This is a genomic window from Ruminococcus sp. AF17-22AC (assembly GCF_003460065.1).
In the GTDB taxonomy this organism is placed as follows: domain Bacteria; phylum Bacillota; class Clostridia; order Lachnospirales; family Lachnospiraceae; genus Blautia_A.
The window spans coordinates 551,106-577,047 of record NZ_QRXT01000001.1; the positions used below are offsets into that span (position 1 = coordinate 551,106).

Below are 25,942 nucleotides of genomic sequence, written 5' to 3' on the forward strand. Positions count from 1 at the left end.
ATCACTTTATTGTGATTCCCCTTACATCTGAATTCGCTGAGCTTTTCTCATCCCAAGCTCAATCTTTTGCTCATTTGCTGCTATATTTTTTCCGATTCTTTTATTCATTTCAGCTGAATGTCCAATTAATCCCTTTGCATCTATGTGAACTCCTGGTTTCATTGTAACAAGCAACGCTTTATTGATTTTCAAAATAATTATTCACTCCTTTTCTTTACAATATTGAAAATTACTATACATAATAAACATGCTGGGAAGCATAATATTTTCTTCTTTTTCTGCAAGCTTTTTCTCTAAATCAGTATATGTTTCTTGCGGCAACCTGTATACTCCATTTCCCGAAATTCTTAACAAAATAACACTGTCTACTTTTGATCTGCTTGAAGCAGTCGCATCTAATACAACTTCCCCAATAACATACCCTTCCTGATAACAACGAAATGTAGATATCTCCGCCACCCATACTGACTTAGGCATAAGCACATCTGCATAAAATATTTGCTCGTCAATGTCTATTCCATTTTTATACGAAATTGTTTATATTCGGCACTGTTTGCCAAATAGTATCTAACTGTTAATGGATTCTCAGACGACACAGAAATACTTTCTATCAGATATTTTAAATCCTCCATTTTCTCTTTATCAGAGACTTCACTGAGCTTAGAATAGCACAGATTTTTAAAAACTTCAATTGCTTTTTTCAGACGATCCTTTTGATTTTCAATAAACGTATCACAAATCGTTACTGCTGCAGCTGCTTCTAAAAAAACATGTTTTTCCAATGGTACAATATATGCTTCTAACTTATAATTTTTATCTATAGTAAAATGATCCATTGCTTCTTCTACATATGGAATCTGATTATCATCATTTATAATATACGTATTATATAGTTGTGATGTATCAATGCATGGATAATCCCCCAGTTTAAACTGTTTGCATTCTGTGATTTTCTTTTGTTTTAAACCATGCCCAATAACTAAAGTTGCATGTTTTTTCGCATCAGGGCGAACAGCCGTGACTGCAAGTATCGGAATCGCTGATTCTACATAATAATGAAACCAGTTTTTAAAATTTGTTTCGTGTATATTATCCCAGTGTGATATAACTTCATTTTTTTCAGCATCTATGCTACTTTCAAAAGAGTCCTCCAACGTTCGCTGATAATCCTCTGCACCAGCATATATCATTGGTGAGTATCCAAATTCTTTTAATATATAGGATATATCGTTGCAATATAAACCATGAGACGGAAGTATCCTCTCCGAAATGCGATGACTCAATTTTTCCTGAATATCGCTCGGTAATACTCTTGCATACAATGGAGAAGACGCAGACTCAAAATCCCCCAGACAATAGATAGCTGTTTCGGCACATTTCATTGCAACCCCATCCTGACTGCAGAAAACGAACGCATGCGTAGTAAAAGTCTTCCCCAGTAAATGCATTCGATATTGAGCTGTAATCATGTATCGAAAAGGATGTATTTTCTCGTTTGTATTTGGTTCTTTTGTAACCATTTTATAAGGATTCAAAAGTGTCCGACCATATGTATGCCCCGTCTCATTATGTGTGTAGGATGGGCGAATAACAACCGTTCCCAAAAAATCTTTTTGAAGCTCTCTCTCACTCTCCTTTTTATTATCCCAAAATTCATCTGAACTATGACTATTTTGAAATATCGCAAGCCTTTTACAATGACGTGGCCAATTAAAATGAAATTTAGCCCAATAATGATAATAAACATCTCTATAGGCAGCATCAATATAATAATTTTGAATTACAACCGTAATTGTTTTCTCCGGAAACTCATACAAATGGCATATCCGTGTAAAACTCTTCCGATCAATCCATGAATTTTGTTGGTAGAAATCATTTATATTATTTTCATCCAAATTGTATAGCACTATATTTCTGCCTAAGTTATTTACATCAGCCTTATTATTTGACATATCTGTACATCTCCTCAAAAGTGATTGCAAATACTTTCTTTTAGATAAATATTGTCATTATCAATCCTTATACAATTTATATACTCCAGTTTTGTTAATTCATCCTGAAATTTAATTTCATTCATTTCAGGATAATTATGATTTCGCAAAATTTCATTTGCCCTTTCATAACATATAGTTTCGCTCAGCATGAAGTTCTGAAATAATATTTCGCTTTGAAGTGCCATTATAATTGCTGTCCCATTTTCTGTAATTTGAACCTGTAAAGTCTGTCCTGTTACAATAACCCCATTTATCAGTCCTGTAAGCAGCACCACCGGCATTTTCTCCGTAATTCCATAACCGGTTCCAATAATCGTGCATAAAGCCTGTATTGTCTTAGCCACATCAAATTGCAAATTAAAATATATGTTTCCAGGTTTGACACTCACCAATCCAAACTCATTTCGAGTCATATACTTTTTCTCAAACAGGCGTTCCACGCTTGTCTCATATACATCGGGTGCTTCCATCTTTATAATAAGTTCATCTTCCAGATACTTATAAATTTCTTTCCCCTTATTTTTATCTACTTCAACTTGTTCACAAATTGATTGTATATATTTTTCTCTGTAATCCTGTAATTTTCTATTATCCTTTTTCATATGTTTCCTTTCTGAAACAGTATCTTTTAATTTATAATTATATACATTTTTCATATCTAAAACCACTTAATCTTCTCGACATTTTTCGACATTCCAGCCTTTTTAGTAAGCAAAAACACATGGCATCATATTACTCATATGATATCATGTGTTTTCATAAACTATGGAGAATATCTATATTTTTTATAATATTCAGATGATAATACAGACCATGCCGCCTTTGCTGTCATTGACAATTTTCTGCATGGTATCCTGCAATTTTGACTGGCTTTCTTCACCTATCGAGGCAATTTTACTGCGGATGCCATCCTGCACAAGCTGCTCGATGGATTTGCCGAAAATATTGGTCTCCCAGATGCTTTCGCCTCTTTGTCCACTCTCGCCAATGTACTGGATCAGATCTTTTGCCTGCTGCTCCGTGCCTACGATCGGCGCGATCTCCGTCTCGATTTCTGCTTTGATCATATGGACAGATGGACTTTTTGACTTGATTTTTACTCCGAATTTGCTTCCCTGCCGGATCACGGACGGATCCTCAATCTGAATTTCATCAAGCTCCGGAACAACAACACCATAGCCGGTATCGCGAACTGCTTCCAGTGCCGACTGCACTTTTACGTACTGTTTTTTCATTGCCGCAAGCTCTTTCATCGTGTGGATCAGATCATATTCGCTCTCCATCTGAATTCCGCTCATTTCACTGAGTATTTTATAATAATATTCATCTTTGACCTGCACCCGGACACGGACACACCCGCTCGACAGGCTGACTTCCTCAAGCATGGTTTCCTGCACACACGGAATTCCGAGAGTGACTGATTCTCTGGTAATGTCTTTGATATGATGAAATTCCTTCATCTTCGTGCGAATGCAGTCCAGAATCTGTGCTTTCAGCTCGTGATCTGACGGAAGCATCTCCACCCATTTCGGAACAAAAAACTGAATCTCTGTCACCGGAAATTCATACAACACATTCGAAAGAATTTTGGTGACATCTTCTTTGCGAAGCTGTTCACAGTTTGCCGCCATGGTGATGACACCATATTTTTCCTGAAGGGAGTGGACAAGTTCCTGCGTTTCTTCTTTGTACGGTGCCTGAGAATTCACAAGAAGCAGAAATGGCTTGCGTTGTTTTTTTAACTGACTGATGGCCGCTGCCTCTGCTTCGACAAAGTTTTCCCTTGGCAGTTCCCCGAAGCTGCCATCCGTCGTAATCACAAGGCCGATCGTGGCATGTTCCTCGATAACTTTGCGTGTTCCGGTTTCAGCCGCCTCATGGAATGGAATTGCTTTTTCAAACCACGGGGTCTTTACCATTCGTTCTTTACCCTCTTCGATGTGTCCGCTGGCGTCTTTTACCAGAAATCCAACGCAGTCAATCAGACGGATGCGGACTTTCTGCTCATCTCCGAGCGGTACTTCTACCGCCTCTTTCGGTATGAATTTCGGCTCAACTGTCGTGATCAGTTTTCCGGATCCACTTAGCGGAAGCTGGTCACGTACCTCTGCCTGTTTTGCCGGTTCCATCTCCGGCAGTGCAACCAGCTCCATGAATCTGCGGATAAATGTGGATTTTCCGGTGCGGACGGGTCCCACAACGCCTATGTATATATCACCGCCAGTTCTTGCCTGAATATCCCGGTAAACCTGAAATTTTTCCATAAAAAAGCCCCCTTGCATATACTCACACAATCCCATGTATTGTTACATATATATGCATAAGGGGCTTCTGTTATGATTTTGTCTGTTTTCTTATAGAATAAATCTGCACAACTAATTCATGTTTTACATAAGATTTATGCTTCTTTTGTACCATGTTCTTTCAGGTATGATTCTCTTCCCTGTTCGTAAAGATTGTTTCCTTCGCAGTCAATGATGACTACCAGTGGCATTTCTTCGACATAAAGACGTCGAAGTGCCTCTGACTGGAGATCTTCATAAGCCACCAGTTCTGCTTTTTTGATGCATTTTGCAAGAAGTGCGCCTGCTCCGCCGATTGCGCCAAAATAAACTCCATTATATTTTTTCATTGCTTCTATGACTTCCGGAAGGCGGGCTCCTTTTCCGATCATACCTCGTGCACCCACGGACATCATGGTCGGTGCATAGGCATCCATTCGTCCGCTTGTAGTCGGTCCGGCGGAACCGATAACCTGTCCCGGTTTGGCCGGAGTCGGTCCTACATAATAAATTGTTGCATCTTTCGGATCAAAAGGAAGTTCTTCGCCTCTGGCAAGTGCCTCGCACATTCTCTTGTGTCCGGCATCACGGGAGGTGTAAATGGTTCCGGTAAGGTAAACGGTATCACCGGCATGAAGGCTTTTTGCAAGTTCTTCTGTCAGGGGAAGTGTAATATGTCGTTCCATTTTCAGATCACCTCCGTTTTATGTCTTGTCACATGGCAGCTGATATTGATCGCACATGGCATGCCGGCAATGTGAGTCGGCATGGTCTCGATGTTCAGACCAAGTGCAGTTGTTCTTCCTCCGAATCCCTGCGGTCCGATACCAAGCTGGTTGATTTTTTCCAGCATTTCTTTCTCAAGGTCTGCGTAGTATGGATCCTCGTTTTCGGTATCTATCGGGCGCATCAGAGCCTTTTTTGCAAGGAGAGCTGCCTTATCAAAAGTACCGCCGATTCCTACTCCGACAACCATCGGAGGACATGGGTTTGGGCCTGCTGTCTCTACAGTTTCGATGATAAAATCTTTAATTCCTTCGATTCCTGCGGATGGCTTAAACATGCGGATCGCACTCATGTTTTCACTTCCGAAGCCTTTCGGACCAACGGTGATTTTGATGTTTTCGCCCGGAACGATTTCTGTATAAAGCATTGCCGGTGTATTATCGCCGGTGTTTCCTCTGCGAACCGGATCTTTGACAACGGATTTACGCAGATAACCGTTGGTGTAGCCGCGGCGTACGCCTTCGTCTACTGCCTCGCTCAGGTCTCCGCCTGTTATATGTACGTCCTGTCCGATTTCAAGGAAAACGCAGGCCATTCCGGTATCCTGGCAGATCGGAACCTGTTCGTTTTCGGCAATTTCGTAATTTTCGATAATGTTGTCAAGGATGCCACAGGCAATCTGTCCGTCCTCACAGGAACGACAGGCCTGGATGGATTTTTTGATATCATCCGGAAGCACCTGATTGGCTTCGATGCAAAGTCTCTCGATGGTGTCCGTAATCATGGATGCTTGTATTTCACGCATGTCGGTTGCACTCCTTCGTGTTTTTTGTTTTATTGTATCGTATCGGGAATTTTTGTGCAAGAGTGGATGAAGGAATTTGCGGGGAGGGGATATATAAGCTCGCAAAAGAAAGGCAGGTGGTCCGGGGACACGCTTCGTTTCCTGTGTCCTCCCGTGCGCCTATGGATGAGTGATTTTGTTAACTCGCTAACGCTCAAACAGAACAAAATCACTCATCGCTGGCACAGTCGTTCACTGGGAAGCCTCGCTGAGTCCCCGGACCATCTGCCTTTCTTTCTGTGAATTGGTATCCCCTCCACACAATTTAATTTCATCGCACCCGTCAAAAATTTGCCTGGATGCGAAGTTGGCTCAGGGCCGGGGCGGAACGCCCCTACCGGGAGTTCTAATGAACCGGAGTCATAATGCTTGATTCATTTGAACTTGAAGGTATCTATGAGAGCATGTGATATAACCGCCGTGATGACAATCATAAAACATGAGGAACTAGAAAAAGCTGACCGGGATCTGTCTCCTGTAACCTGGTGCAGCTTCCGAAATTTTTTCGTTCCAGCGATAACTGCGTTGCACTGTCTGAGCGCTTCAGTGCGAGTTTGCAAAAGCAGTTATCAATAGGCGAACGAAAGAATTTCGAGAAACGCAAGCCGGTTACAGGGACAGATCCCGTGTCAGCTCTTTCCACTACACCTCAGTGATATGCCCCTCACCTTGGTGTTATATCACATTACTCTCATCATACCCTCAAATTACAAATCAATAAAACTCATTATGAAGCAGTTCATGCTCCTTGCCTTTGAGCAATCCGGCATACAGTTCCTGTACAAGCGGGTTCTCATCGGACTTTTTGATGATCATAGTATTATCTGCATTGTACAGACCTTTTGCTCTCGCATACTTGGTTCTGTCACCTGCTCTGGTCGGCTGGCCGCCACCCATGATACATCCACGACGACATGCCATGATCTCAATCAGATGATACTCGGCTTCGCCGTTCTTTACACGATCCATAACGATTCTTGCATTTGCAAGACCGCTGGCAACGCAGACTTTTACATCAATTCCTTTATACGGAACCGTAAATTCTTTGATGCCTTCTTCTCCACGAACACCGCACTCTGCGATTTCATTCATGGTTTCTTTGGAATGATCCGGATTCAGACGACGGAGAACTGCCTCTGTAACACCACCGGTAACACCAAAGATTACACCACCGCCGGAACCAAATCCAAATGGCATATCACATGCTTCCGGATCAAGTGACGCAAAGTCAAGACCGAAGTTATCGATCATACGGATCAGTTCGGTAGTCGTAATAACGATATCCGTATCTTTCTCTCCATGTGTATAGCTGTTCGGACGAACTGCTTCTGCTTTCTTTGCAGTACATGGCATAACAGAAACCATAATGGTCTTCTTTCCTGCTGCATGCTCCGGATCACGGAAATATTCTTTAATTACTGCGGACATCATTCCCTGTGGAGATCTACAGGTAGAAAGATTCGGAATAAATTCCTGATACTGGTCAGTGATGAATTTTACCCATGCAGGACAACAGGATGTCAGAAGAGGAAGTTTTTCTCCTTTTTCAATTCGATCCAGGAACTCCGCTGTTTCTTCCATAATGGTAAGGTCAGCACTGAAACTTGTATCATAAACTTCATCAAATCCCATACGGTGAAGTGCATTGACGATTTTGCCCATTACACTTCTGCCTTTCTGGAGGCCGTAATGGTCACCAACGGCTACACGGACTGCCGGAGCGATCTGTGCAACCACACGGATTTCCGGATCCGCCAGAGCCTTCCAGACTTTATCAGAATTGGTATGAATGGAAATCGCTCCGGTCGGACAGAATACACGGCACTGGCCACAGTTTACGCACTGTGTTTCTGCAATCTTTTTGTTGAATGCCGGCATAACCATAGCTTCTGTTCCACGGAATGCAAATCCAAGTGCTCCGATTCCCTGAATCTCCTCGCAGGCACGTACACAGTTTCCGCAGAGGATACATTTATTCGGATCACGTACTATGGATGGTGAACTGAAATCCAGTTCATGCTGCTCTCTTGTATTTTCGAATCGGATGTTTCTTACGCCGAGACGATGTGCCAGTTCCTGAAGTACACATTCACCGCTCTTGATACAGGTTGTACAGTCACGGCAGTGTGCTGCAAGAAGCAGCTCCACGATCAGCTTACGATAGTTTCTCAGTCTTCCGGTATTTGTATAAATTACCATTCCATCTCTCGGCTGTTCGGAACAGGATGCAAATGTTTTGCCTCTGTCATCTTCAACCGTACATAAACGACAGGCTCCGAATGTGGAAATCTCTGAATGATAGCACAGTGTCGGAATGTTAATGCCTGCGTTACGGATCACGGTAAGGATATTTTTTTCATCGGTAAATTCCACTTTTCTACCGTCAATTGTCATTGTACCCATAAGTCAGCCCCCTTCCTATGCTTCCACATAAATTGCATCAAAGTTACAGTTATCCTTACAGGTACCGCACTTAATACAAAGCTCATTGTCGATATGATACGGATGTTTGATCTTTCCGGATATTGCTGCTGCCGGACAGTTCTTCGCACACTTGCCGCAGCCAATACAGAATTCCGGATTGATATGGAACTGACGAAGTGCGGTGCAGACTTTTGCACGACATTTCTTGTCTCGGATGTGTTCTTCATATTCATCGCGGAAGCGTTTCAGAGTACTGATTACCGGAAGCGGTGCACTCTTTCCAAGTCCGCAGAGAGCCATGCTCTGAACCATGGTCGCAAGTTCTTCCAGTTCATCAAGGTCGGACATTTCGCCCTTTCCTTCTACGATTCTTTCGAGGATTTCCAGCATACGTTTGGTTCCTTCACGACATGGAACACATTTGCCGCAGCTTTCACGCTGTGTAAAGTTCATAAAGAATCTGGCCACTTCTACCATACAGGTGTTTTCGTCCATTACTACCAGTCCACCGGAACCCATGATCGCATCCAGCGATTTTACGGAGTCAAAATCAAGTGGACGGTCGATCTGATCTTCAATCAGACATCCACCGGAAGGTCCACCTATCTGTACACCCTTGAATGCCGCTCCGCTCTTTAAACCGCCACCGATATCATAAATAATATGACGAAGGCTTGTTCCCATCGGAACTTCGATAAGACCTGTGTTTTCGATCGCACCGGTCAGGGAGAAAGTCTTTGTTCCCGGGCTTCCTTCTGTACCGATGGTACGGAACCAGTCAGCACCCTGAAGAATGATCTTCGGAACATTTGCATATGTCTCTACGTTATTAAGAACTGTTGGTTTTTCCCAGAGTCCTTTTTCTACGGTACGCGGCGGTTTTACACGCGGCATACCACGCTTTCCTTCGATGGATGCGGTAAGGGCAGAACCTTCACCACAGACAAACGCGCCGGCTCCACGATTGATATGTAAGTGGAAATTTATTCCAGAACCAAGGATATTGTCACCGAGGAGACCATACGCTTCCGCCTGCTCGATAGCCATGCGGAGACGTTTTACGGAAAGAGGATATTCTGCACGTACATAAATATATCCATTCTCAGCGCCTACTGCATATGCTGCAATGACCATACCTTCGATCATCTTATATGGATCACCTTCCATTACGGAGCCATCCATAAATGCACCCGGATCACCCTCGTCACCGTTACATACAACGTAGCGGACTTTTTCTTTCTGACGGGCTACCTGCGACCATTTCTTACCGGCCGGGAAACCAGCTCCGCCACGTCCACGAAGTCCGGATTTCGTTACTTCATCGATAACCTCCTGCGGAGACATATCAAAGAAAGCTTTTGCCATAGCCTGAAATCCGCCGACTGCAATATATTCATCAATAGATTCTGCATCGATATTTCCACAGTTTTCAAGAACGATTCTTGTCTGCTGATTCAGGAACGGAATATCAGATGGATGTGGACAGACAGTATCATGATCACGATAAAACAGTCTGCTTACCGGCTGACCTTCCATAACAGTACGCTCTACGATTTCCTTACAGTCTTCCACCTGTACATGCACATACTGATAATCGTAAGGCTCGATTTTCATAAGAGGTCCAAGTTCGCAAAGTCCCTGGCATCCGGTCTTAACAACACCGACATGCGGAACATCTTTCTGCATTTCCACGCTTACCCAATCCAGATTCTCGCATAATTTCATCATTTCGTCGTAAATCTTCTGTGCGCCGGAAGCAATACATCCTGTACCGGAACAGACAAGTACACGACAGGTAAAGGATTTCAGGGTATTTTTTGCTTCAGTCTGCTTGTTGAGCAGATCTTCTTTACTCACAATACTCATACCGTCTCACCTCTCAATTCATTTAACAGATCGATTGCCTTTTCTGGTGTCATCTTCGGGTGTACTTCATCATTAACCGTAAGTGTTGGTGCCAGTCCGCACGCACCAAGACAGGATACGGTTTCTACTGTAAAAAGCATATCGTCCGTCGTATGCTTCTTATTACTAAGTCCAAGCTCTTTCATCAACGCTTCCTTAACCGGCATGGATTTACGCACATGACATGCAGTTCCGTCACAGACTTTGATCACATATTTTCCTTTCGGCTCAAAAGAAAAATTCTCATAGAAAGTAGCTACACTGTACGCCTTAGCCTCTGTAACTCCGATCTTGGATGCAACATAAGTCAGAAGTTCTCCCGGAAGATAACGGTATTCTGCCTGAATGTCCTGCATAATTGGAATCAGTGATGCTGGTTTACGTCCGTAATGCTCGATGATCTCATCTGTCTTCGCGTAATAAGACTGATCTAACATTCAATTCCCTCCTTGTTTGAAAATAGTTTTTCCTGCGCTCATCGTTTTTGTCTAATTTACACAGCTTTGTTAGCTCCAATTATACATTAAATATATATTTTAAACAAGGAAAATATAGATATTTTGAATTAATTTATTTAATTTTTTTATTTTTCGCGACTTTTTCGTGACATTTTTAACATATTATATAATTTTTTATCAATCTTGTTTTCTTCATCTAACTTTTGCATAATTTGTTATTCTAATACAACTTTGTATAAAATATATTTCTATTCAGGCTTTTGTGCTTGTAAAAATACATAATATTTATTGCTTTTGGAATTTCTTTACACTATTATAGTGAAAGGTAGATGAAAAAATTTCTTATTAAGTTTAAGGAGATATACATATGCGAAATTATGACACACCAGTCAGGGCAATCCGACACAAAGTCTTTGCCGAAGTTGCTAAAGCCGGATTCGAATCTTCTGATGAAACTCTGATCCATGATATTGAAGCAATTCCTTACAATATCGTGGAAGAAAAAGCCAAATACCGTGAAAGTATCTACAGAGAACGCGCCGTTGCCAGCGAAAGAGTCCGTCTTGCCATGGGACTTTCTCTTCGCCCGGAAAACAAAGCCGTCCATCTGACAGACGGTCTTGCAGCCAGCAATATCAACGAAAAATATTATGAGCCGCCTCTTATGCAGGTCATCCCATCTGCATGTGCAGCCTGCCCGCCAAACAAATACATCGTCAGCAATATGTGCCGTGGCTGTGTAGCTCATCCATGTATGCAGGCATGTCCAAAAGGTGCGATTTCCATGAAAGACGGCAAATCTTATATCGATCAGGAAAAATGTATCAAATGCGGCAAATGCAAGGCAGCCTGTCCATACGATGCCATCTCACACAACGTACGTCCATGCGAGCAGGCATGTGGAGTCAAAGCGATTGGAAGTGATGAGCAGGGCCGTGCAAGCATTCTGGAAGACAAATGTGTATCATGTGGTATGTGTATGGTAAGCTGCCCGTTTGGTGCAATTTCTGATAAATCTCAGATTTTCCAGCTTTCTCACGCGCTTCGCGACGGAGACAAAATTATTGCAATCGTTGCCCCGGCATATATCAGTCAGTTTGGCGATGATGTAACGCCAGGTAAATTCAAAACCGCGCTGCAGGTTCTGGGCTTTTCCGATGTACATGAAGTTGCTTTCGGTGCTGATGTCGGTGCAATTTCTGAAGCACACCATTATGCCAAAGAAGTCGCTACCGGTAATCTTCCGTTCCTTCTGACTTCCTGCTGTCCATCCTGGTCCATGATGGCAAAGAAATTTTTCCCGACCATGATCGACAATATTTCTCAGGAACTGACACCGATGGTTGCCACTGCACGTAAGGTAAAACAGGAACAGCCTGACGCAAAAGTTGTTTTTATCGGACCATGCGCTTCCAAAAAGCTTGAGGCAATGCGCCGTACCGTCCGCAGTGATGTTGATTTTGTTCTTACCTTCGAAGAACTGGATGCCATGTTTGATGCACGTGAAATTGATCCTGCTTCTTTTGAAGAAGATGGTTCACTCCATGATGCAACGGCAGCCGGACGTGGTTACGCTGTTGCAGGCGGTGTTGCAGGAGCTATCGAAGCATGTCTGAAAGAATATTATCCGGATGTACCGGTTCACATCGAACATGCAGAAAGTCTTGCCGAATGCAAAAAAGTCCTCGCGCTTGCCAAAGCCGGCAAACTCAATGGCTGTATGATTGAAGGTATGGCATGCCCTGGTGGATGTATGGGCGGTGCCGGAACCAATGTACCGGTTGCAAAATCTTCGAAAGAACTGAAGAAATTCCTTGCTTCCTGTTCTAAGAAACTTCCACCGAAGGGACTTGTTGACATCGAACTTAACTGATATATTTCCAGCTCTTTTACAGGAAATATTATTAAAGATTTTCTTCTATATATAAATACCAGAGATATTATCAGATATACTTTTTAATCTGATAATCCTCTGGTATTTTTGTTTTGTACTTTATTTCAAACCTCTGTTCTGTGTTTTCTGTCTATATTTTTATCATTCAGCTTTCAGCTGAGCAAGTAATTTTCTAAGTTTTTCTCCGTAATCAGATCCAGCCGCCCATCCTCCGCCATTCGGATTTTCCTGCTGTCCGAGCCATTCTACATAAGGCGCACTGCCTCTGGCCACAAGGTCAAATCTTGTATCTACACAGTCCTGATTGAGCGCTTCCTCACATGCATAAGCCTTCAGATGCTGCACCTGTGCACGGATTCCTGTACGGACATCAGGATAAGATACCCCGGCAACTCCGCCTCCGGTCGTTCCAATGCCTGCAAAATTAAACTGTGATGCGCCGGAATCTCCTCCATATTGAAGCCATCCGGTTTCCAGCATTGCCTGTTCATATACAACTTCTCCACGTACACCTTCTGCGTTCGCTTCCTCAAGAATTATTGTGCAAAATTCATCGATGGTTGCTGCTCCGCCTTCTTTCAAGGTTGCCGCCGGGTATTCTACGCCGCGTTCTTCATACTGTGAAGTCATCTGTGCAAGGGAAACTGTCGTTTCGCCCATAATTGTGTAATAACCATACGTATTGTCTGTAGAATCATCTACAAAATCCGGATCCGATGTATAATCCGGTGCCTCTAAACTTTCTGGTTTATGAATCTGGCCTTCTCCGGAATGATCTGGTTCTGTATTTTCTGTATCTGCGCTTCCAAATACGCTTTCTGTCGTATCCACTGATGTCAGCTCCGGTTCACTCCCAGATGCCAGACAAGGTGCCCCTGTCAAAAGGGCACCTGTCAGTATTATCTGAGAACAAAAGAGTATTGCTTTTTTGTTTCTTATCATCCATTAACCTTTCTCATTGCAGCTTCTACTACATGTCCTACAAGAACAGATGTAGTAACACTTCCAACACCGCCCGGTACCGGAGTGATTGCATCAACGATCGGTTCAACTGCTGCATAATCAACATCGCCACAAAGTTTTCCTTCTGCATTTACGTTGATTCCTACGTCGATGATAGTCTGTCCTTCTTTTACATATTCCGCACCGACAACACCAGCACGGCCGGCTGCTACGATCACGATATCTGCCTCTCTTGCTACAGATGGCATATCCACTGTTCTTGTATGGCAGATTGTTACAGTTGCATTTTTCTTAACAAGCATCATTGCTGCAGGTTTTCCAACTACAAGGCTTCTTCCGATAACAACGGCTTTTTTGCCTGTGCAGTCGATTCCGTAATGATCAAGAATTTCCATACAGGCCTGTGGTGTACATGGCGGGAAACCGATTTTCTTTCCTGTGTAAACACCGGACATAGAAAGATCTGTCATACAGTCTACGTCTTTTTCTGCTGCAAGCGCATTCTCGATCACTGCCTGATCCAGATGTTTCGGAAGTGGACGGAACAGAAGAACGCCATGGATATGGTCATCTTTATTTACTTTATCGATAGTTGCAAGAAGCTCGTCCTGAGTTACATCTCCTGGAAGAAGAATTTTTTCACATGCAACGCCCAGTGTTTCGCAACGTTTTGTTGCTCCTCTTTCATAAGAAATATCACTTGGATTCTCGCCAACACGGATGATGCACAGAGTCGGATTAACACCCTTTCCCTGTAACTCAGCTACGTTTGCTTTAATTCTTTCGTTCAGTGCTGCTGTTACTTCTTTACCTAATAACTGCTTTGCCATTTTTTATATTTCCTCCGCTAATAATTATGTCACTGAATACTATTTCAGACGTCCCAGAACGCTTTCGAACGTTTCATCTGCAATCTTTGTATATTTTTCAAGCATTGCATCTGCTTTTTTGTTTAATTCTTCTGCGTATTCTCTGTCAGCCATGGATTTTGTATTGATGTATACATTCAGGCTGGCACCTTTTAATGCCGCCTTGCAGAATGCTGCACCAACACCTGCATCACTGATTGCAAGTTTGGAACCTTTTGCACCGAATTCTACGATGAGCTCGATTGCTTCACAGCATTTTTCCATGATCTCCATCGGAACGGAACATGCATCTTTCAGCACGATTTCCATAACGCGTGCTTTTTCTGCTTTTTCTTCTTCTGTTTCTCTCGGCATGCCATATGCTTTGGAAAGCGGTTCAAAAACTTCTGCATCTCTTTCGATCAGACGCAGGAAATCTTTCTGAAGCTGATCGCATTTTGCTTTCAGTTCCCACATTTCATCTTCAACATCTGCATATTTTTTCTTGCCTACTGTCAGGCTGCCTACCATGTTACCAAGTGCAGTTCCTACTGCACCAACCAGAGCAGACGCTCCGCCGCCACCCGGCACCGGGGCTTTAGAGGCAAGTACCTCTACAAATTCTGTACATGTGCTTGTGGAAAATCCCATTTTTTCTCCTCCTGAAAAAAGGGTACCTAATAAAAGGCTCTTTTTTCTATACTTTCAATTTTCTTTTATATTTTTCAGGATTAATCCTGAAGACCTGTTCATATTTGGATTTTCAGGATAATTCCTGAAGACCTGTTCATATTTGGATTTTCAGGATAATTCCTGAAGACCTGTTCATATTTGGAAATATGAGAAAACCTGCGAGGGGAGACGCTCAAAGTTGCGAAGGCCGCTCTCCCCTCGCACTCCCCACCTGGCCACGCAGAGTAGGAATGTCAGCAAATGGTAGTCGACGTTACATCTCAATACCAACACCATAGACTCCCTGGCTCTTATTCTACGTATATTTCCATTTGTACGAATGACTTGAAATTGTAATACCGTGATTGAAGTCATCCTTTTTAGACCACTCCAGTGACTTGTATTTATATTACTGCTATCTAAGTCATCTATTTTCGCCTTTCCAGGTGACCTGATCTTACAATTCCACAATCCGAGTCATTCATTTTGAGTTTTTTGAATGACTTGATCTTACATTTTCACAATCCGAGTCATTCATTTTGAGCTTTTTGAATGACCTGATCTTGCATTTCTTTAATTTAGGTCACAGAAACTCACCTTTTTCTATGACCTAAATCTTCACAATCGCAATTCAAGGCACCTCATACCAACAATTCACTTGACCACAGGGAGCATTTCTCGCCCTCAGGCCCATACCACAATTCTTGCTCAGCGGGGCCAAAAAGGGGGAGTATACACGCAATCTATTATTGCGTGTATGAGCAAGTAGCGTAGGCGGATTGCGAATGTCCGCAGCTTGGGAGCTTCGGCCTTTCGCAACTTCGAGATGCTCCCCCTCAGGGTTTTCACAGGTTCCAAATTGAATTTCCTTGCTTTATAAAGCAAAAATACACCTTTTTAGTATAGGACTTAATTCTTATCAGAAAAGTCCCGTAATCTTTCCGGTCTCATCTACATCGATTCTCTCTGCAGCCGGTACTTTCGGCAGTCCCGGCATGGTCATGATCTCGCCTGTCAGGGCTACGATGAATCCTGCGCCTGCGGAAATCTTCAGGTTACGTACTGTAACTTCGAAGTCTGTCGGTGCACCGAGTTTTGTCTGATCATCTGTCAGGCTGTACTGTGTCTTAGCCACACAGATCGGGCAGTTGCCGAAGCCAAGAGCCTCGAGCTGTTTTGCCTGTTTCTGGGCATTTGCTGTAAGTACAACTCTCTTGCCGCCGTAGATTTTCTGTACGATCTGGTTCAGTTTGTCCTCAATGGAGCCTTCCAGTTCATAGGAATAAGTAAAGTCGTTTGGCTCTTCAACCAGACGCAGAACTTCTTCTGCAAGTTTGATTCCGCCTTCGCCGCCTTTTGCCCATACTTCGGAAAGTGCTACGTTTACGCCGAGTTCTTTACATTTTGCTTCTACAAGGTCAAGCTCTGCCTTGGTATCTGTCGGGAATGCATTGATTGCAACAACACAAGGAAGCTTATATACATTCTTGATGTTGCTTACATGTTTCAGAAGGTTCGGAAGACCTTTCTCCAGTGCTTCCAGATTTTCATTGTTCAGGTCTGCCTTCGGAACGCCGCCATTGTATTTCAGGGCACGTACGGTTGCTACGATAACAACAGCGCTTGGATGCAGTCCTGCCATACGACACTTGATGTCGAGGAATTTCTCTGCACCGAGGTCTGCACCAAATCCAGCCTCTGTGATTGTGTAATCAGCAAGCTTCATACACATCTTTGTAGCTGTTACAGAGTTACATCCATGAGCAATGTTTGCGAAAGGTCCGCCATGTACGATCGCCGGAACATGTTCCAGTGTCTGAACGAGGTTCGGTTTCAGGGCGTCTTTCAGAAGTGCTGTCATAGCGCCCTCTGCATGAAGGTCACCGGCTGTTACCGGCTTCTGCTCAGATACTTTACCATAGGTGTATCCGATGATGATTCTGGAAAGTCTTTCCTTCAGATCCTTGATGTCGCTTGCAAGACAGAGAACCGCCATGATCTCGGATGCAACGGTGATGTCGTATCCGTCTTCACGCGGCATGCCGTTTGTTCTTCCGCCGAGTCCGTCTACTACGTTACGAAGCTGACGGTCGTTCATGTCCACGCATCTCTTCCATGTGATCTTTCTCGGGTCAATGTTCAGTGCGTTGCCCTGGAAAATATGGTTATCGATCATTGCTGCAAGAAGGTTGTTTGCTGCGCCGATCGCATGGAAGTCGCCTGTAAAATGAAGGTTGATGTCTTCCATCGGAACTACCTGTGCATATCCGCCGCCTGCTGCGCCGCCCTTAACACCGAATACCGGTCCGAGGGATGGCTCACGAAGTGCTACCATAACGTTCTTTCCAAGTTTCTGCATAGCATCAGCAAGACCTACGGTTGTAGTAGTCTTTCCTTCACCTGCCGGTGTCGGGTTGATTGCTGTCATGAGGATCAGCTTGCCATCTTTTCTGTCGCTTTCTCTCAGAAGATTGTAGTCAATCTTTGCTTTGTATTTTCCATACTGCTCCAGATATTTGTCATCAATCCCTGCTTTTTCTGCAATTTTTGTGATTGGAAGCATTTCGCACTCCTGTGCAATTTCGATGTCACTTTTGAATCCCATAAAAGTTACCTCCTTTATTTATGCATGTCTTTATGAAAAGGCTACCCGCCTTTTTTTCAAGAAATTTATAATACTTTTGCAAAAGATTTCAGCGATCCGATGATCACATCACCCATAACCGCCATATCTTCTGCCTGAAAGGATACCGGGAAGTTGTCTGAAAACAGGATCTGAGAGGATGGCGGAAACTCTTCGTCCCCCTCCCACAGGATCATCTGCACCAGATATCCCGGAAAGATTTCAAGCTGGTATGCAATGTCACCATGATTTATCAGTTCACAATGCATATGTTCCATGATTGCCTGAAAGTCTTTAATACGGTTTCCATAGGAAAATGCCAGACGTTTAATGCAGCGGCCATCAAACTGACGGAGATACACCTCACCCCATGGCATTTCCCTGTAAGTTTTAAATTTGCCGGTACCTTGTGTGAAGGCACCGTTCAGCAAAAAACGAATGGTCAGAGTTCTGGCATAAACCATAGTTTCCAGAGGATAAAATCCCATATCATCCTCTTTATGACTGACCTCAAAATCCGGCCATGAAATCTGATATACTGTCCCGAGAAATTTTAAAGTAAAATACTTCTCTTCTTCATTGTAAGAAATGCCAAGTCTTGTGGCAATTTCCTTTGGATCAGCGTCTCTGTACTGGCTCAGATAATGTTCCCATGGGAGACGTTCTTTGCTGTCTTTTTCATATCCGAGTTTATCTCCTACAGATTCATTTTCTGTCGGATCAAATGTTGTTTTTGCGTCAGAACTCATAACACACCTCTTATCTCTGTTTTACGTTAGGGAACATGGATGCATCAGTATGCGGGATAAAGCAGGCTCCCACAAATTCATCCATGTAAGTCGGAACTGTCGAAAGTTCCATATAAGTCATATTGGATGCAAGCTCATATGTTTTCTTCTCTGCTGCTGTTGAAAGAAGCATCAGATATGCACCAGTCAGGGAAGAGTTGCCAATATAATGGAATTTATCCAGTGGTACATCCGGGAACATTCCGATATTGACTGCATTCTGCATATTGATTCCACTGCCGATACCACCAGCAACATAAACATCGTCTATCATGGATACATCGAAGTCCAGTGATGACAGCATTGTGCGGATTGCTGAGAAAATTGCGCCTTTTGCACGGATGAAGTTGTCAATATCTACTTCTGTGATCTCGACATCTTTTGCAGATCCTGCTTCCTCTTCAAATGCGATCACGTAACTTCCCATTCCATAATGGTCGTGACGGACTCTCTTTCCTTCACGGACAAATTTGCCCTTTGGATTGATAATTCCTGTCATATAAAGTTCACTGATCACATCAATGATACCTGATCCACATAATCCAACTGGCTTCGTACCCGGTTCACCGACAACTTTGTAAGTCGGCTCCATCGTTTCTTTGTCGATTGTACATGCTTCAATAGCTCCGTCAGTTGCACGCATACCACAACTGATATCACCACCTTCAAAAGCAGGTCCTGCTGAGCAGGCACAACTCATCATGAAATCAGAGTTTCCAAAAACAAGCTCGCCGTTGGTACCAAGGTCAATGAACAGTGAAAACTCCGGTCTGTTCCAGATCATACTTACCAGAGTACCTGCTGTAATATCTCCTCCGACATAGCTTCCGATATTCGGTGCCATGATGATGTGTGCATCTTTGTTGATTTCAATTCCCACATCCGATGCAAACAGAGAATTTGTCTTAAAGAATGCCGGAATATACGGCTCTGTACGCAGATAATCTGCATTGATTCCTGCAAACAGATGATTCATTGTTGTATTGGATGCCACACACATACGATAGATCTGGCTTTCCGGAAAATGAATGCTTCTGCACATCTCATGGATCATCGGATTGATTGTCTCTTTGATCACTGCATCCTGCAGTTTCTTGATTCCGCCCGGTTTTGTCGTCTCAATGATACGGTTGATTACATCTGCACCATAACGGATCTGACCATTACCGGAAGAACTTTTTGCAAGGATTTCTCCTGTTGCCATGTCAATGATCACAGCTGAAACCGTTGTCGTACCTATATCCACAGCAAGTCCGCCCATTACAACGTCTTCTTTGCTGTCAAAAATATCGTATACAAACATATCATCCGGAGTCACACGTACAACGCATTTTACCGAAAACTTACTTGCACGAAGTACATCCGGAAGTTTACGAAGAACTGTGTATGGCACTCTGATCCGTTTCAGATTCATAAATTTCCGAAGTGCTCTTGTCAGTCTTTCTACATCCGGCATGGTATCATCCAGAGTAGGTTCATTCATCTGAAGTTCTACTACTTCCAGACTGTTTCTCAACTGAATCCCGGTTTCTTCTACCTGATCTTTTGCTTTTTCAAAAATTGCAATTTCTTCCCTGGAACTTAAGTCAGCCACTTTCATTCTGCTCTTGTATGCAGAAGCGATATCCGGCACCAGCACTTCCACGTCAGCACTGATCTTGCTCATACATGCAAGACGCCAGCCCTTCTCAAATTCCTCATCAGAAATATGAAGTGTTTTCTTTGAGTCCAGTTCTCCGCTTTTTAACTGCACTCGGCACTTTCCACAGGCTCCGTTTCCGGAACATGGGGCATCGATTGCCACATTGGCACCACGTGCAACCTCCAGAAGATTATCCCCCGCATTGGCAAATGCTTCTACCTCACTGCCATTTTCAAATGTAAATGTTACCTTAAACATGCGGTAACCACCTTTCTCGCGTCGATATGCAATGCAAAAAAGGCCAGAGGCCGCAAAGCCTCCAGCCCTTTTGTACCTACAGTCGTAAAAACGACAGACTGATTAGATTTCCAGATAAGAATCTGCGTACAGATAGTTATTTTTGATGATGTCACAGGATTTGATTGTTTCCATCAGACGAAGATCGTTAGGGTTAACGATTGCTGAGGTAAGTCCCTGCATCATAGCCATAGCTACCATAGCGGAGTCCATGATCGGACGGATATGTTTCGGCATACCGTTGGAGTTATTGGAAAGACCACCGGTGCTCTTCATTCCCATGTCAGAGATCATTTTGATGAATTCAAGAACTTCCATCTGTTTGTCCTGCATTCCTTTGATAACGAGGAATAACGGGTCGAACCACATATCGTTCTCAACGTCCATACCCTGTTCCATACCTCTCTCCATCAGAGTCTGCATGTACATCATACGTTCGTCATTGTCTTTTGCGATTCCTTCGCCGTTGCAAAGAGCGATAACGATTGCATCGTTTGCTGCTGCAACATCAACATATCCGATTCTTCCAGCTGCATCAGCGGAGTTTACGATCGGTTTTCCTTTGGAACGGTTGTATACAGAAATACCAGCTTCGATAGCTGCTACATTGGAAGTATCCAGTGCAAGCGGAACATTGTCGAAGTTGCTCTGCAGAAGTTCTACAGCCCATTTCATAAGTTCCGGTCCATCGTTTTCTGCTGGTCCGATATTAACATCCAGATATGTAGCACCTGCGTCGAGCTGCTGTTTTGCTCTCTTGAGGATCGGCTCAGCATCTCTCTCTGTGAATGCTTTATTAACTGCCGGTGCTGTTGTGGAAAGTCTCTCTCCGATTGTAACAAATTTTGCCATACCTGTGTTCTCCTTTACATGGTTTTAGATGTCTCAGGGAGTATTCATTCTCCCTGAGCATAAATTTTATTTTATGCGGCTTATGCCTGCATATCTTTTAAGAATTTCACAAGCTGTACTGCTTCTCTAGGTCCTACGATAATCTCCCATCCCGGAAGTTTTGCTTCAAGATCACCCTTGAGGACTGCTACTTTACCCGGAATAACGAGTTTACGGCATTTTACCTTCGGCTCTACTTCTTCTTTGATGTACTCGGAAATGCTGGTGCTGGAGAATTTACCAGCTGCCCAGGATGTCAGTACGGAAAGTCCGCCTGCATCATTGATTACAAGATTAAGCGGAACACCGGAACGCTCCAGTTCACCGGAAACTACGAAATATGTAAGAGCGAAGTCTACAGTTGTAACAACGAGAGAGTTCTCATCTGCTCCGTTGAGTGGGTAGATACCCGGCTCTACTTTCATTGGTTTCTGTGGGTCTGTATATACGTTCTGACGAAGACCGAACAGTGGAAGTGCCTCTGCATAGGTCATCTGTTCCATAACGATGATGGAACCGTATTTCATTGTAAATACGGAAGCAAGTGCTGCCTGTAAATGATGATCTCCCTTAGCAATTTTAACCAGGTTAACGATGGACGGATATCCAAATGTTCTGTCCTGATCTTTCAGTGCTGCACGACGAACCTGTACAGTGTTTGCGAAGGTTTCTTTGACGTCAGCGCCTGTTGTGTCAAGAACAAGGTTCTTGTTGCCAAGTTTTTCAAGTGCTGCTACTGTGTCATATAATTCGTTCAGGTCTTTACCGGATACACCGAGAACAACACCAGCTTCTGTAGCAACAGCATTCATTGCTTCGTAGTTGGAAGCATTTGCACCGTTCAGAACCGGTTTGCCGTCTTTGCATACTTCAAGAGCTGCTTTTGCGATCTCAGGATCTGTACATCCGAGAACCAGAGTTCTTCCAAGACCTTTTGCTTTTTCTACAAGTGCTGTATATTTTGCTGCGTCTGCATCTGCATCACAGTTTACATATACAAGCTCTACATGCATTCTCTCACCGATACGGTCATAGTCTACATGTGGGATTGCTGCAAGCTTAGCATCTACTTCTGCATCATCCATGCATGTGCAAAGGGATACAGCGTATCTTGGTTTGCTTACAAATGTTTTTTCATGTCTGAACAGAACAGTTTCTCCTCCGAGAGTGAATTCTGCATCACCTGTTCCGATCTTGATTGTCTTCATCGGCGGAGCAGTTGCCTCAGACAGAGAAGCCAGTGCTTCGTCAGACATATGTGGACACTGCTCAATCTGCATTGCGCCCTGTGCAACTTTCATGGAGAAAGCCATACATGTCGGACATCCACATTCCTTACAGTTTTTCTTTGGTGTTAATTTAAAAATCTGAATACCATTCAGTGCCATAGCTATTTTTTCCTCCTATTATTCCTTACGCAAGTGCTTTGATCAGTTTGGAAATAGTCTTGACAGACTCCGGATGTCTTAAGATTACGGCATCAGAACCAGCTGCAAGGTCTGCTGCTGCTGTCATAACTTCCATATCGATTCCACGCTCGTCTGCTGATCCCCATTCAGGCATATCAGCTTCAGAAGCAGTTGCTTCTTTAACTGCCCATGTCTCTGCGGATACAGGTGTAATAATAGGCATCTGCAACATATTGTCATTCTGACCTAATGCTGCACCTTTGATACGGTCCATTGTAGAAACAACGTACTCATATCCGTAACCAGCTGCTGCACTACCGATGTTCATAACGATTTTCTTCGCATCAACACCAAGCTGTGTAGTAACAACGTTTAACTGTTTTGCAAGGTTGATATCAACGGCTGATTCAGCGCCGACGATCTGATTGTAAGCAAGACCTGCTGCTGCACCGATTGCTTTGTAGTTTTCTTCTTTTTCGGAAAGAAGAAGGGCATTTCTTCCCTGAAGGACTTCTGCTACTTTCGGGAGAAGTTCCGCATCCTTCTCTACGTTTTTGCAGCCTTCTACAACCAGTGGACAGTCAATAGCGCCTGCTACTTCTTTAACAACCTCGATCAGTTCATCGATAGATTTGTTTACCCCGTTCGGATCTCCACCGTCAAGGATGAGGGCAACAAAATCTGCGCCTTCGATAGCTGCTGCTTTTTTTGCGATATCAGCCATGGAAGTAGCGCCTTCATAATAAGCTTTTACACCTTCGGAAAACTCATCCAGACCCAGATCTGAAATCTCAACACCGATCTTTGGTGTGTTCTCTGTCGGTGCATCAAAGGTGTAGAACGGGAAAGAATTTTCTCCGCCGATTGTCACAGTCTTATCTCCGCTTCCGATTGTGACAGCGTTAATCTTTGCATTAAATTTCTGTGGTTTCTGATTAAACGGCATTTCTCATAAGCCTCCTCTAAATTATTAAAAACTCAACTACTATTATACTACATAAAATTACCAGTGACAAGATAACACAGGTCTTTTACGTTAAAAAAATATCAAAAATCGTCACATGTGCAAAGATTTTGCACTGTCACAGCCGGTTGTTTGTAACAGCTTTACGTTGTGATTCGATTTTCATTTCCTTTGCGGGAGTTACATCATTGGATCCATAGCCAGAGCCGGATGTCCTTTTTCGGTCAGGTATTCAACCAGTGCTTCCGGATCTGTTGCTACTGTCTCATCACCGATCATATCAGTGAAGTTTTCAATTCCGTAAAGTTCCTGTGCTGTCTTATTCAGACGTTCAGCAACGAATTCTTTCAGTTCTTTCGGCATCCATACGATACGTTCGATACCGCCTTCAGCCTTCATAAATTTCTTAGAGGAAATGAAGTGTTTTCCATGTCCCATGAAACCAGGTGTCTGAACACCGCCGCCTGTCATGGATGCCATTTCAGGGAATGTCATTCCAAGTGGTGTCATGCCTGCATACTCACGGTTTGCAATTACAACACCGTTGGAGAATGGCTCGATACCGCAGATACACTCGAAGCATCCACAGGAAGTCATAGGATCCTGCATGATGGAGTACAGAGTAACGTGCTCCAGAGCACCCTGTGAGAATTTCTGAACTGCTTCATCAACGTCTTCGTAAGAACCAAGGTTCTCATCGATCGGACGTTCTTTTGTGATAACCTGGCAAGGTCCGTTCGGATCAAGCTGATGTGTTGCTTTTGCATCCAGCCATGAAACGGCACCGCAGAGACCAAGTCTTTCTGGTGTTACTACGCAGACATGGCTCGGGGAGAATGCCTGGCAGAGGATACAGCTGTAATATACGTCTACAGATTCATCTGTCAGAGTATCAAGACGTTCATCACGTTTGTCAAAGATCGGGATTGCAACTTCATGACGTACTCTTGTACATTCTGCCGGATCTGTATAGATAACAACTTCACATTTGTCAACAACTGCGTCAAACTCGTTCTTAACAGAAGCGTAAAGAACTTCACCGATATGTTTGATCTTGAAGCCTGCGTTGAATGCATCAATGCTGATACGGATACGCTGCATATCACGCTGTCCTGTATGGTATACACCTTCGATACAGTTGATGTAGTTATGGAATTTACGTTCGATAACCGGTTCAAAGTCTGGCTGCATGTTCTTGCCTGCAACTTTAACAATATAGGCGATGCTGTTCTTGCTTCCAAGTTCCATGTCGTCTACTTCCGGTCCAACTACTGTAATCTTGTGATCTTCTACTTCGGAAGCGTCACATGTCTGTACAAGCTCTGCACAGTCTACACGAGAACCATCGAACTCAACCTGCATGTCTTTACGACGGATGATCTCACCTTCGAATGCGGATGCAAATGCAACCGGAATATCGATATTTGTGATCTTGATCTTGATGTCGCGAGCTTCAAGAGATGTAGCATTGAATTTGCTTACGTCTTCCTGAACGATCAGGCTCTTTGGTACACGGAAGATGTTTTCTGTTTCGTTTGTGATTACCGGGAATCCAAGTGCGATAGCACCAGCTCCACAGGCTACGATCACGTCATCCAGAGGTTTGAATGCGTTAACGAATGCCGGTACACGGTCCATTGTGTATTTCATCAGTGTGCCTGCATCTCCAGGTGTTACATTACCGAAGATCAGTGCTGCACGAAGTGCAACGGATACTACATGGATAACTGCTGTAACGTCTTTGCCAAGCGGAATAACACGTACGTTTGCACCTGTCTTCATTCCTGCTTCTGCAACCTGGTCGATGATTCCGCCAACCAGTGTTACGAGGATACCCTGTGCCTGATAGCTCTTTACAAGAGCAACGCCTTCTTCTACGGATGGAGCAGAGCCGAGGATTACAGCTACACCAGGGATATCTCCTGTTACAAGCGGTACGCCAAGCTCACGGATTACTGCATCTGCAAGATGTCCGTAGCATGGTTCTTCGTATGGTGTTGCACCATCAATATATTTGAGAACTTCAATGAATTCTGCGCAAAGTGCTGTAGCAACACCGGACATGAATGCATCGTTTAATCTTTTTTCTCTTGTCATAAGTGTTTTAACAACACCAAGAGCTTCTTTTAATTCTTTTAAAGTCGTAACTTTGGTTCCTGTTACAGCATAGTAACATGGAAGGCTGTAAGCGGTGTTCGGGAAGCTGACAGCTTTGTCTTCGCCATACTGAGCGATTGCTCCGTCAATAGCGCCCTCTGTTAAACCATATACAGCATCATTTCCGCCGAATACTCTATCAAATAAAGTCACTTTAATAC

The 25,942-nt window shown here is 43.5% G+C and carries 21 protein-coding genes; 1 reads left to right on the top strand and 20 read right to left on the bottom strand.

The annotated features are described in order from the left end of the window. Positions 1-21: 21 nt before the first annotated feature. From DWW86_RS17065 to DWW86_RS02865, 10 genes are all read right to left on the bottom strand, one after another. Positions 22-192: a hypothetical protein gene (locus tag DWW86_RS17065; protein WP_181985292.1), complete on the bottom strand. Its 171-nt coding sequence runs from the start codon at positions 190-192 to the stop codon at positions 22-24. A 9-nt stretch (positions 193-201) separates the two neighbouring features. Next, on the bottom strand, positions 202-477 hold the full coding sequence (locus DWW86_RS02825) for a hypothetical protein (protein ID WP_117942202.1): 276 nt from the start codon (positions 475-477) through the stop codon (positions 202-204). A gap of 35 nt (positions 478-512) precedes the next feature. Further along, positions 513-1,952, bottom strand: a complete 1,440-nt coding sequence (locus DWW86_RS02830) for a hypothetical protein (RefSeq protein WP_117942203.1) — start codon at positions 1,950-1,952, stop codon at positions 513-515. 14 nt (positions 1,953-1,966) lie between these two features. Beyond that, positions 1,967-2,650, bottom strand: a complete 684-nt coding sequence (locus DWW86_RS02835) for a hypothetical protein (protein WP_117942204.1) — start codon at positions 2,648-2,650, stop codon at positions 1,967-1,969. Positions 2,651-2,788: 138 nt separating this feature from the next. Then, positions 2,789-4,258, bottom strand: coding sequence for a stage IV sporulation protein A (spoIVA, locus tag DWW86_RS02840; RefSeq protein WP_117942205.1), 1,470 nt, complete (start codon positions 4,256-4,258; stop codon positions 2,789-2,791). Between the two features lie 134 nt (positions 4,259-4,392). Further along, positions 4,393-4,962 carry a Fe-S-containing hydro-lyase gene (locus tag DWW86_RS02845; protein WP_117942206.1) on the bottom strand — a complete coding sequence of 190 codons (570 nt, stop codon included), beginning with the start codon at positions 4,960-4,962 and terminating at the stop codon, positions 4,393-4,395. 2 nt (positions 4,963-4,964) lie between these two features. Then, positions 4,965-5,807 carry a fumarate hydratase gene (locus DWW86_RS02850; protein WP_072521067.1) on the bottom strand — a complete coding sequence of 281 codons (843 nt, stop codon included), beginning with the start codon at positions 5,805-5,807 and terminating at the stop codon, positions 4,965-4,967. Positions 5,808-6,560: 753 nt separating this feature from the next. After that, positions 6,561-8,249: a [FeFe] hydrogenase, group A gene (locus tag DWW86_RS02855; RefSeq protein ID WP_117942207.1), complete on the bottom strand. Its 1,689-nt coding sequence runs from the start codon at positions 8,247-8,249 to the stop codon at positions 6,561-6,563. A 15-nt stretch (positions 8,250-8,264) separates the two neighbouring features. Continuing rightward, entirely contained in the window at positions 8,265-10,136 is a 1,872-nt protein-coding gene (locus DWW86_RS02860; RefSeq protein ID WP_117942208.1) for an NADH-quinone oxidoreductase subunit NuoF, read from the bottom strand. After that, the gene (locus DWW86_RS02865; protein WP_072521064.1) at positions 10,133-10,612 is read right to left on the bottom strand and encodes a complex I 24 kDa subunit family protein; all 480 of its coding nucleotides are present in this window, start codon (positions 10,610-10,612) and stop codon (positions 10,133-10,135) included. Before DWW86_RS02865 ends, DWW86_RS02860 begins: the two co-directional genes overlap by 4 nt. A gap of 388 nt (positions 10,613-11,000) precedes the next feature. On the opposite strand from DWW86_RS02865, the gene DWW86_RS02870 reads away from it, so the two are divergent. Further along, a complete protein-coding gene (locus DWW86_RS02870) occupies positions 11,001-12,506 on the top strand; it encodes a 4Fe-4S dicluster domain-containing protein (protein WP_072521063.1) in 1,506 nt (501 codons plus the stop codon). Positions 12,507-12,668: 162 nt separating this feature from the next. On the opposite strand, the gene DWW86_RS02875 is transcribed toward DWW86_RS02870, so the two are convergent. The 10 genes from DWW86_RS02875 to acsB all read right to left on the bottom strand — a co-directional run bounded on the left by DWW86_RS02875 (position 12,669) and on the right by acsB (position 25,934). Continuing rightward, positions 12,669-13,469 (bottom strand): glucosaminidase domain-containing protein, encoded by an 801-nt coding sequence (locus DWW86_RS02875; protein WP_117942209.1) that lies wholly within the window; start codon positions 13,467-13,469, stop codon positions 12,669-12,671. Then, positions 13,466-14,320 carry a bifunctional 5,10-methylenetetrahydrofolate dehydrogenase/5,10-methenyltetrahydrofolate cyclohydrolase gene (locus tag DWW86_RS02880; RefSeq protein WP_072521061.1) on the bottom strand — a complete coding sequence of 285 codons (855 nt, stop codon included), beginning with the start codon at positions 14,318-14,320 and terminating at the stop codon, positions 13,466-13,468. Before DWW86_RS02880 ends, DWW86_RS02875 begins: the two co-directional genes overlap by 4 nt. Before the next feature lie 39 nt (positions 14,321-14,359). Further along, positions 14,360-14,989, bottom strand: coding sequence for a cyclodeaminase/cyclohydrolase family protein (locus tag DWW86_RS02885; protein ID WP_015542880.1), 630 nt, complete (start codon positions 14,987-14,989; stop codon positions 14,360-14,362). 940 nt (positions 14,990-15,929) lie between these two features. Next, on the bottom strand, positions 15,930-17,615 hold the full coding sequence (locus DWW86_RS02890; RefSeq protein ID WP_117942210.1) for a formate--tetrahydrofolate ligase: 1,686 nt from the start codon (positions 17,613-17,615) through the stop codon (positions 15,930-15,932). A gap of 65 nt (positions 17,616-17,680) precedes the next feature. After that, the gene (locus tag DWW86_RS02895; protein ID WP_083585457.1) at positions 17,681-18,382 is read right to left on the bottom strand and encodes a DUF3786 domain-containing protein; all 702 of its coding nucleotides are present in this window, start codon (positions 18,380-18,382) and stop codon (positions 17,681-17,683) included. Positions 18,383-18,392: 10 nt separating this feature from the next. Further along, positions 18,393-20,321, bottom strand: coding sequence for a corrinoid activation/regeneration protein AcsV (gene acsV, locus DWW86_RS02900; protein WP_072521059.1), 1,929 nt, complete (start codon positions 20,319-20,321; stop codon positions 18,393-18,395). A 102-nt stretch (positions 20,322-20,423) separates the two neighbouring features. Further along, complete coding sequence (gene acsE / locus DWW86_RS02905; RefSeq protein ID WP_015542884.1) at positions 20,424-21,212, bottom strand: carbon monoxide dehydrogenase/acetyl-CoA synthase methytransferase subunit; 789 nt, start codon at positions 21,210-21,212, stop codon at positions 20,424-20,426. Positions 21,213-21,292: 80 nt separating this feature from the next. Further along, entirely contained in the window at positions 21,293-22,639 is a 1,347-nt protein-coding gene (gene acsC / locus DWW86_RS02910; RefSeq protein WP_015542885.1) for an acetyl-CoA decarbonylase/synthase complex subunit gamma, read from the bottom strand. A 25-nt stretch (positions 22,640-22,664) separates the two neighbouring features. Further along, positions 22,665-23,606 carry an acetyl-CoA decarbonylase/synthase complex subunit delta gene (acsD, locus tag DWW86_RS02915; protein ID WP_072521058.1) on the bottom strand — a complete coding sequence of 314 codons (942 nt, stop codon included), beginning with the start codon at positions 23,604-23,606 and terminating at the stop codon, positions 22,665-22,667. A 198-nt stretch (positions 23,607-23,804) separates the two neighbouring features. After that, a complete protein-coding gene (gene acsB, locus DWW86_RS02920) occupies positions 23,805-25,934 on the bottom strand; it encodes an acetyl-CoA decarbonylase/synthase complex subunit alpha/beta (RefSeq protein ID WP_072521057.1) in 2,130 nt (709 codons plus the stop codon). Between the last annotated feature and the right edge of the window lie 8 nt (positions 25,935-25,942).

What these genes read in the sequence shown, in the direction of transcription:
- DWW86_RS02865 (WP_072521064.1), bottom strand. Translation starts at nt 10,612, where the DNA reads ATGTTAGATCAGTCTTATTACGCGAAGACAGATGAGATCATCGAGCAT.
- acsE (WP_015542884.1), bottom strand. Translation starts at nt 21,212, where the DNA reads ATGGCAAAATTTGTTACAATCGGAGAGAGACTTTCCACAACAGCACCG.
- DWW86_RS02895 (WP_083585457.1), bottom strand. Translation starts at nt 18,382, where the DNA reads ATGAGTTCTGACGCAAAAACAACATTTGATCCGACAGAAAATGAATCT.
- spoIVA (WP_117942205.1), bottom strand. Translation starts at nt 4,258, where the DNA reads ATGGAAAAATTTCAGGTTTACCGGGATATTCAGGCAAGAACTGGCGGT.
- acsC (WP_015542885.1), bottom strand. Translation starts at nt 22,639, where the DNA reads ATGGCACTGAATGGTATTCAGATTTTTAAATTAACACCAAAGAAAAAC.
- DWW86_RS02875 (WP_117942209.1), bottom strand. Translation starts at nt 13,469, where the DNA reads ATGATAAGAAACAAAAAAGCAATACTCTTTTGTTCTCAGATAATACTG.
- DWW86_RS02835 (WP_117942204.1), bottom strand. Translation starts at nt 2,650, where the DNA reads ATGAAAAATGTATATAATTATAAATTAAAAGATACTGTTTCAGAAAGG.
- DWW86_RS02880 (WP_072521061.1), bottom strand. Translation starts at nt 14,320, where the DNA reads ATGGCAAAGCAGTTATTAGGTAAAGAAGTAACAGCAGCACTGAACGAA.
- DWW86_RS02860 (WP_117942208.1), bottom strand. Translation starts at nt 10,136, where the DNA reads ATGAGTATTGTGAGTAAAGAAGATCTGCTCAACAAGCAGACTGAAGCA.
- DWW86_RS02855 (WP_117942207.1), bottom strand. Translation starts at nt 8,249, where the DNA reads ATGGGTACAATGACAATTGACGGTAGAAAAGTGGAATTTACCGATGAA.
- acsV (WP_072521059.1), bottom strand. Translation starts at nt 20,321, where the DNA reads ATGTTTAAGGTAACATTTACATTTGAAAATGGCAGTGAGGTAGAAGCA.
- DWW86_RS02830 (WP_117942203.1), bottom strand. Translation starts at nt 1,952, where the DNA reads ATGTCAAATAATAAGGCTGATGTAAATAACTTAGGCAGAAATATAGTG.
- DWW86_RS02885 (WP_015542880.1), bottom strand. Translation starts at nt 14,989, where the DNA reads ATGGGATTTTCCACAAGCACATGTACAGAATTTGTAGAGGTACTTGCC.
- DWW86_RS02870 (WP_072521063.1), top strand. Translation starts at nt 11,001, where the DNA reads ATGCGAAATTATGACACACCAGTCAGGGCAATCCGACACAAAGTCTTT.
- DWW86_RS02850 (WP_072521067.1), bottom strand. Translation starts at nt 5,807, where the DNA reads ATGCGTGAAATACAAGCATCCATGATTACGGACACCATCGAGAGACTT.
- DWW86_RS02890 (WP_117942210.1), bottom strand. Translation starts at nt 17,615, where the DNA reads ATGGGATTCAAAAGTGACATCGAAATTGCACAGGAGTGCGAAATGCTT.
- DWW86_RS02825 (WP_117942202.1), bottom strand. Translation starts at nt 477, where the DNA reads ATGCCTAAGTCAGTATGGGTGGCGGAGATATCTACATTTCGTTGTTAT.
- acsD (WP_072521058.1), bottom strand. Translation starts at nt 23,606, where the DNA reads ATGCCGTTTAATCAGAAACCACAGAAATTTAATGCAAAGATTAACGCT.
- DWW86_RS02845 (WP_117942206.1), bottom strand. Translation starts at nt 4,962, where the DNA reads ATGGAACGACATATTACACTTCCCCTGACAGAAGAACTTGCAAAAAGC.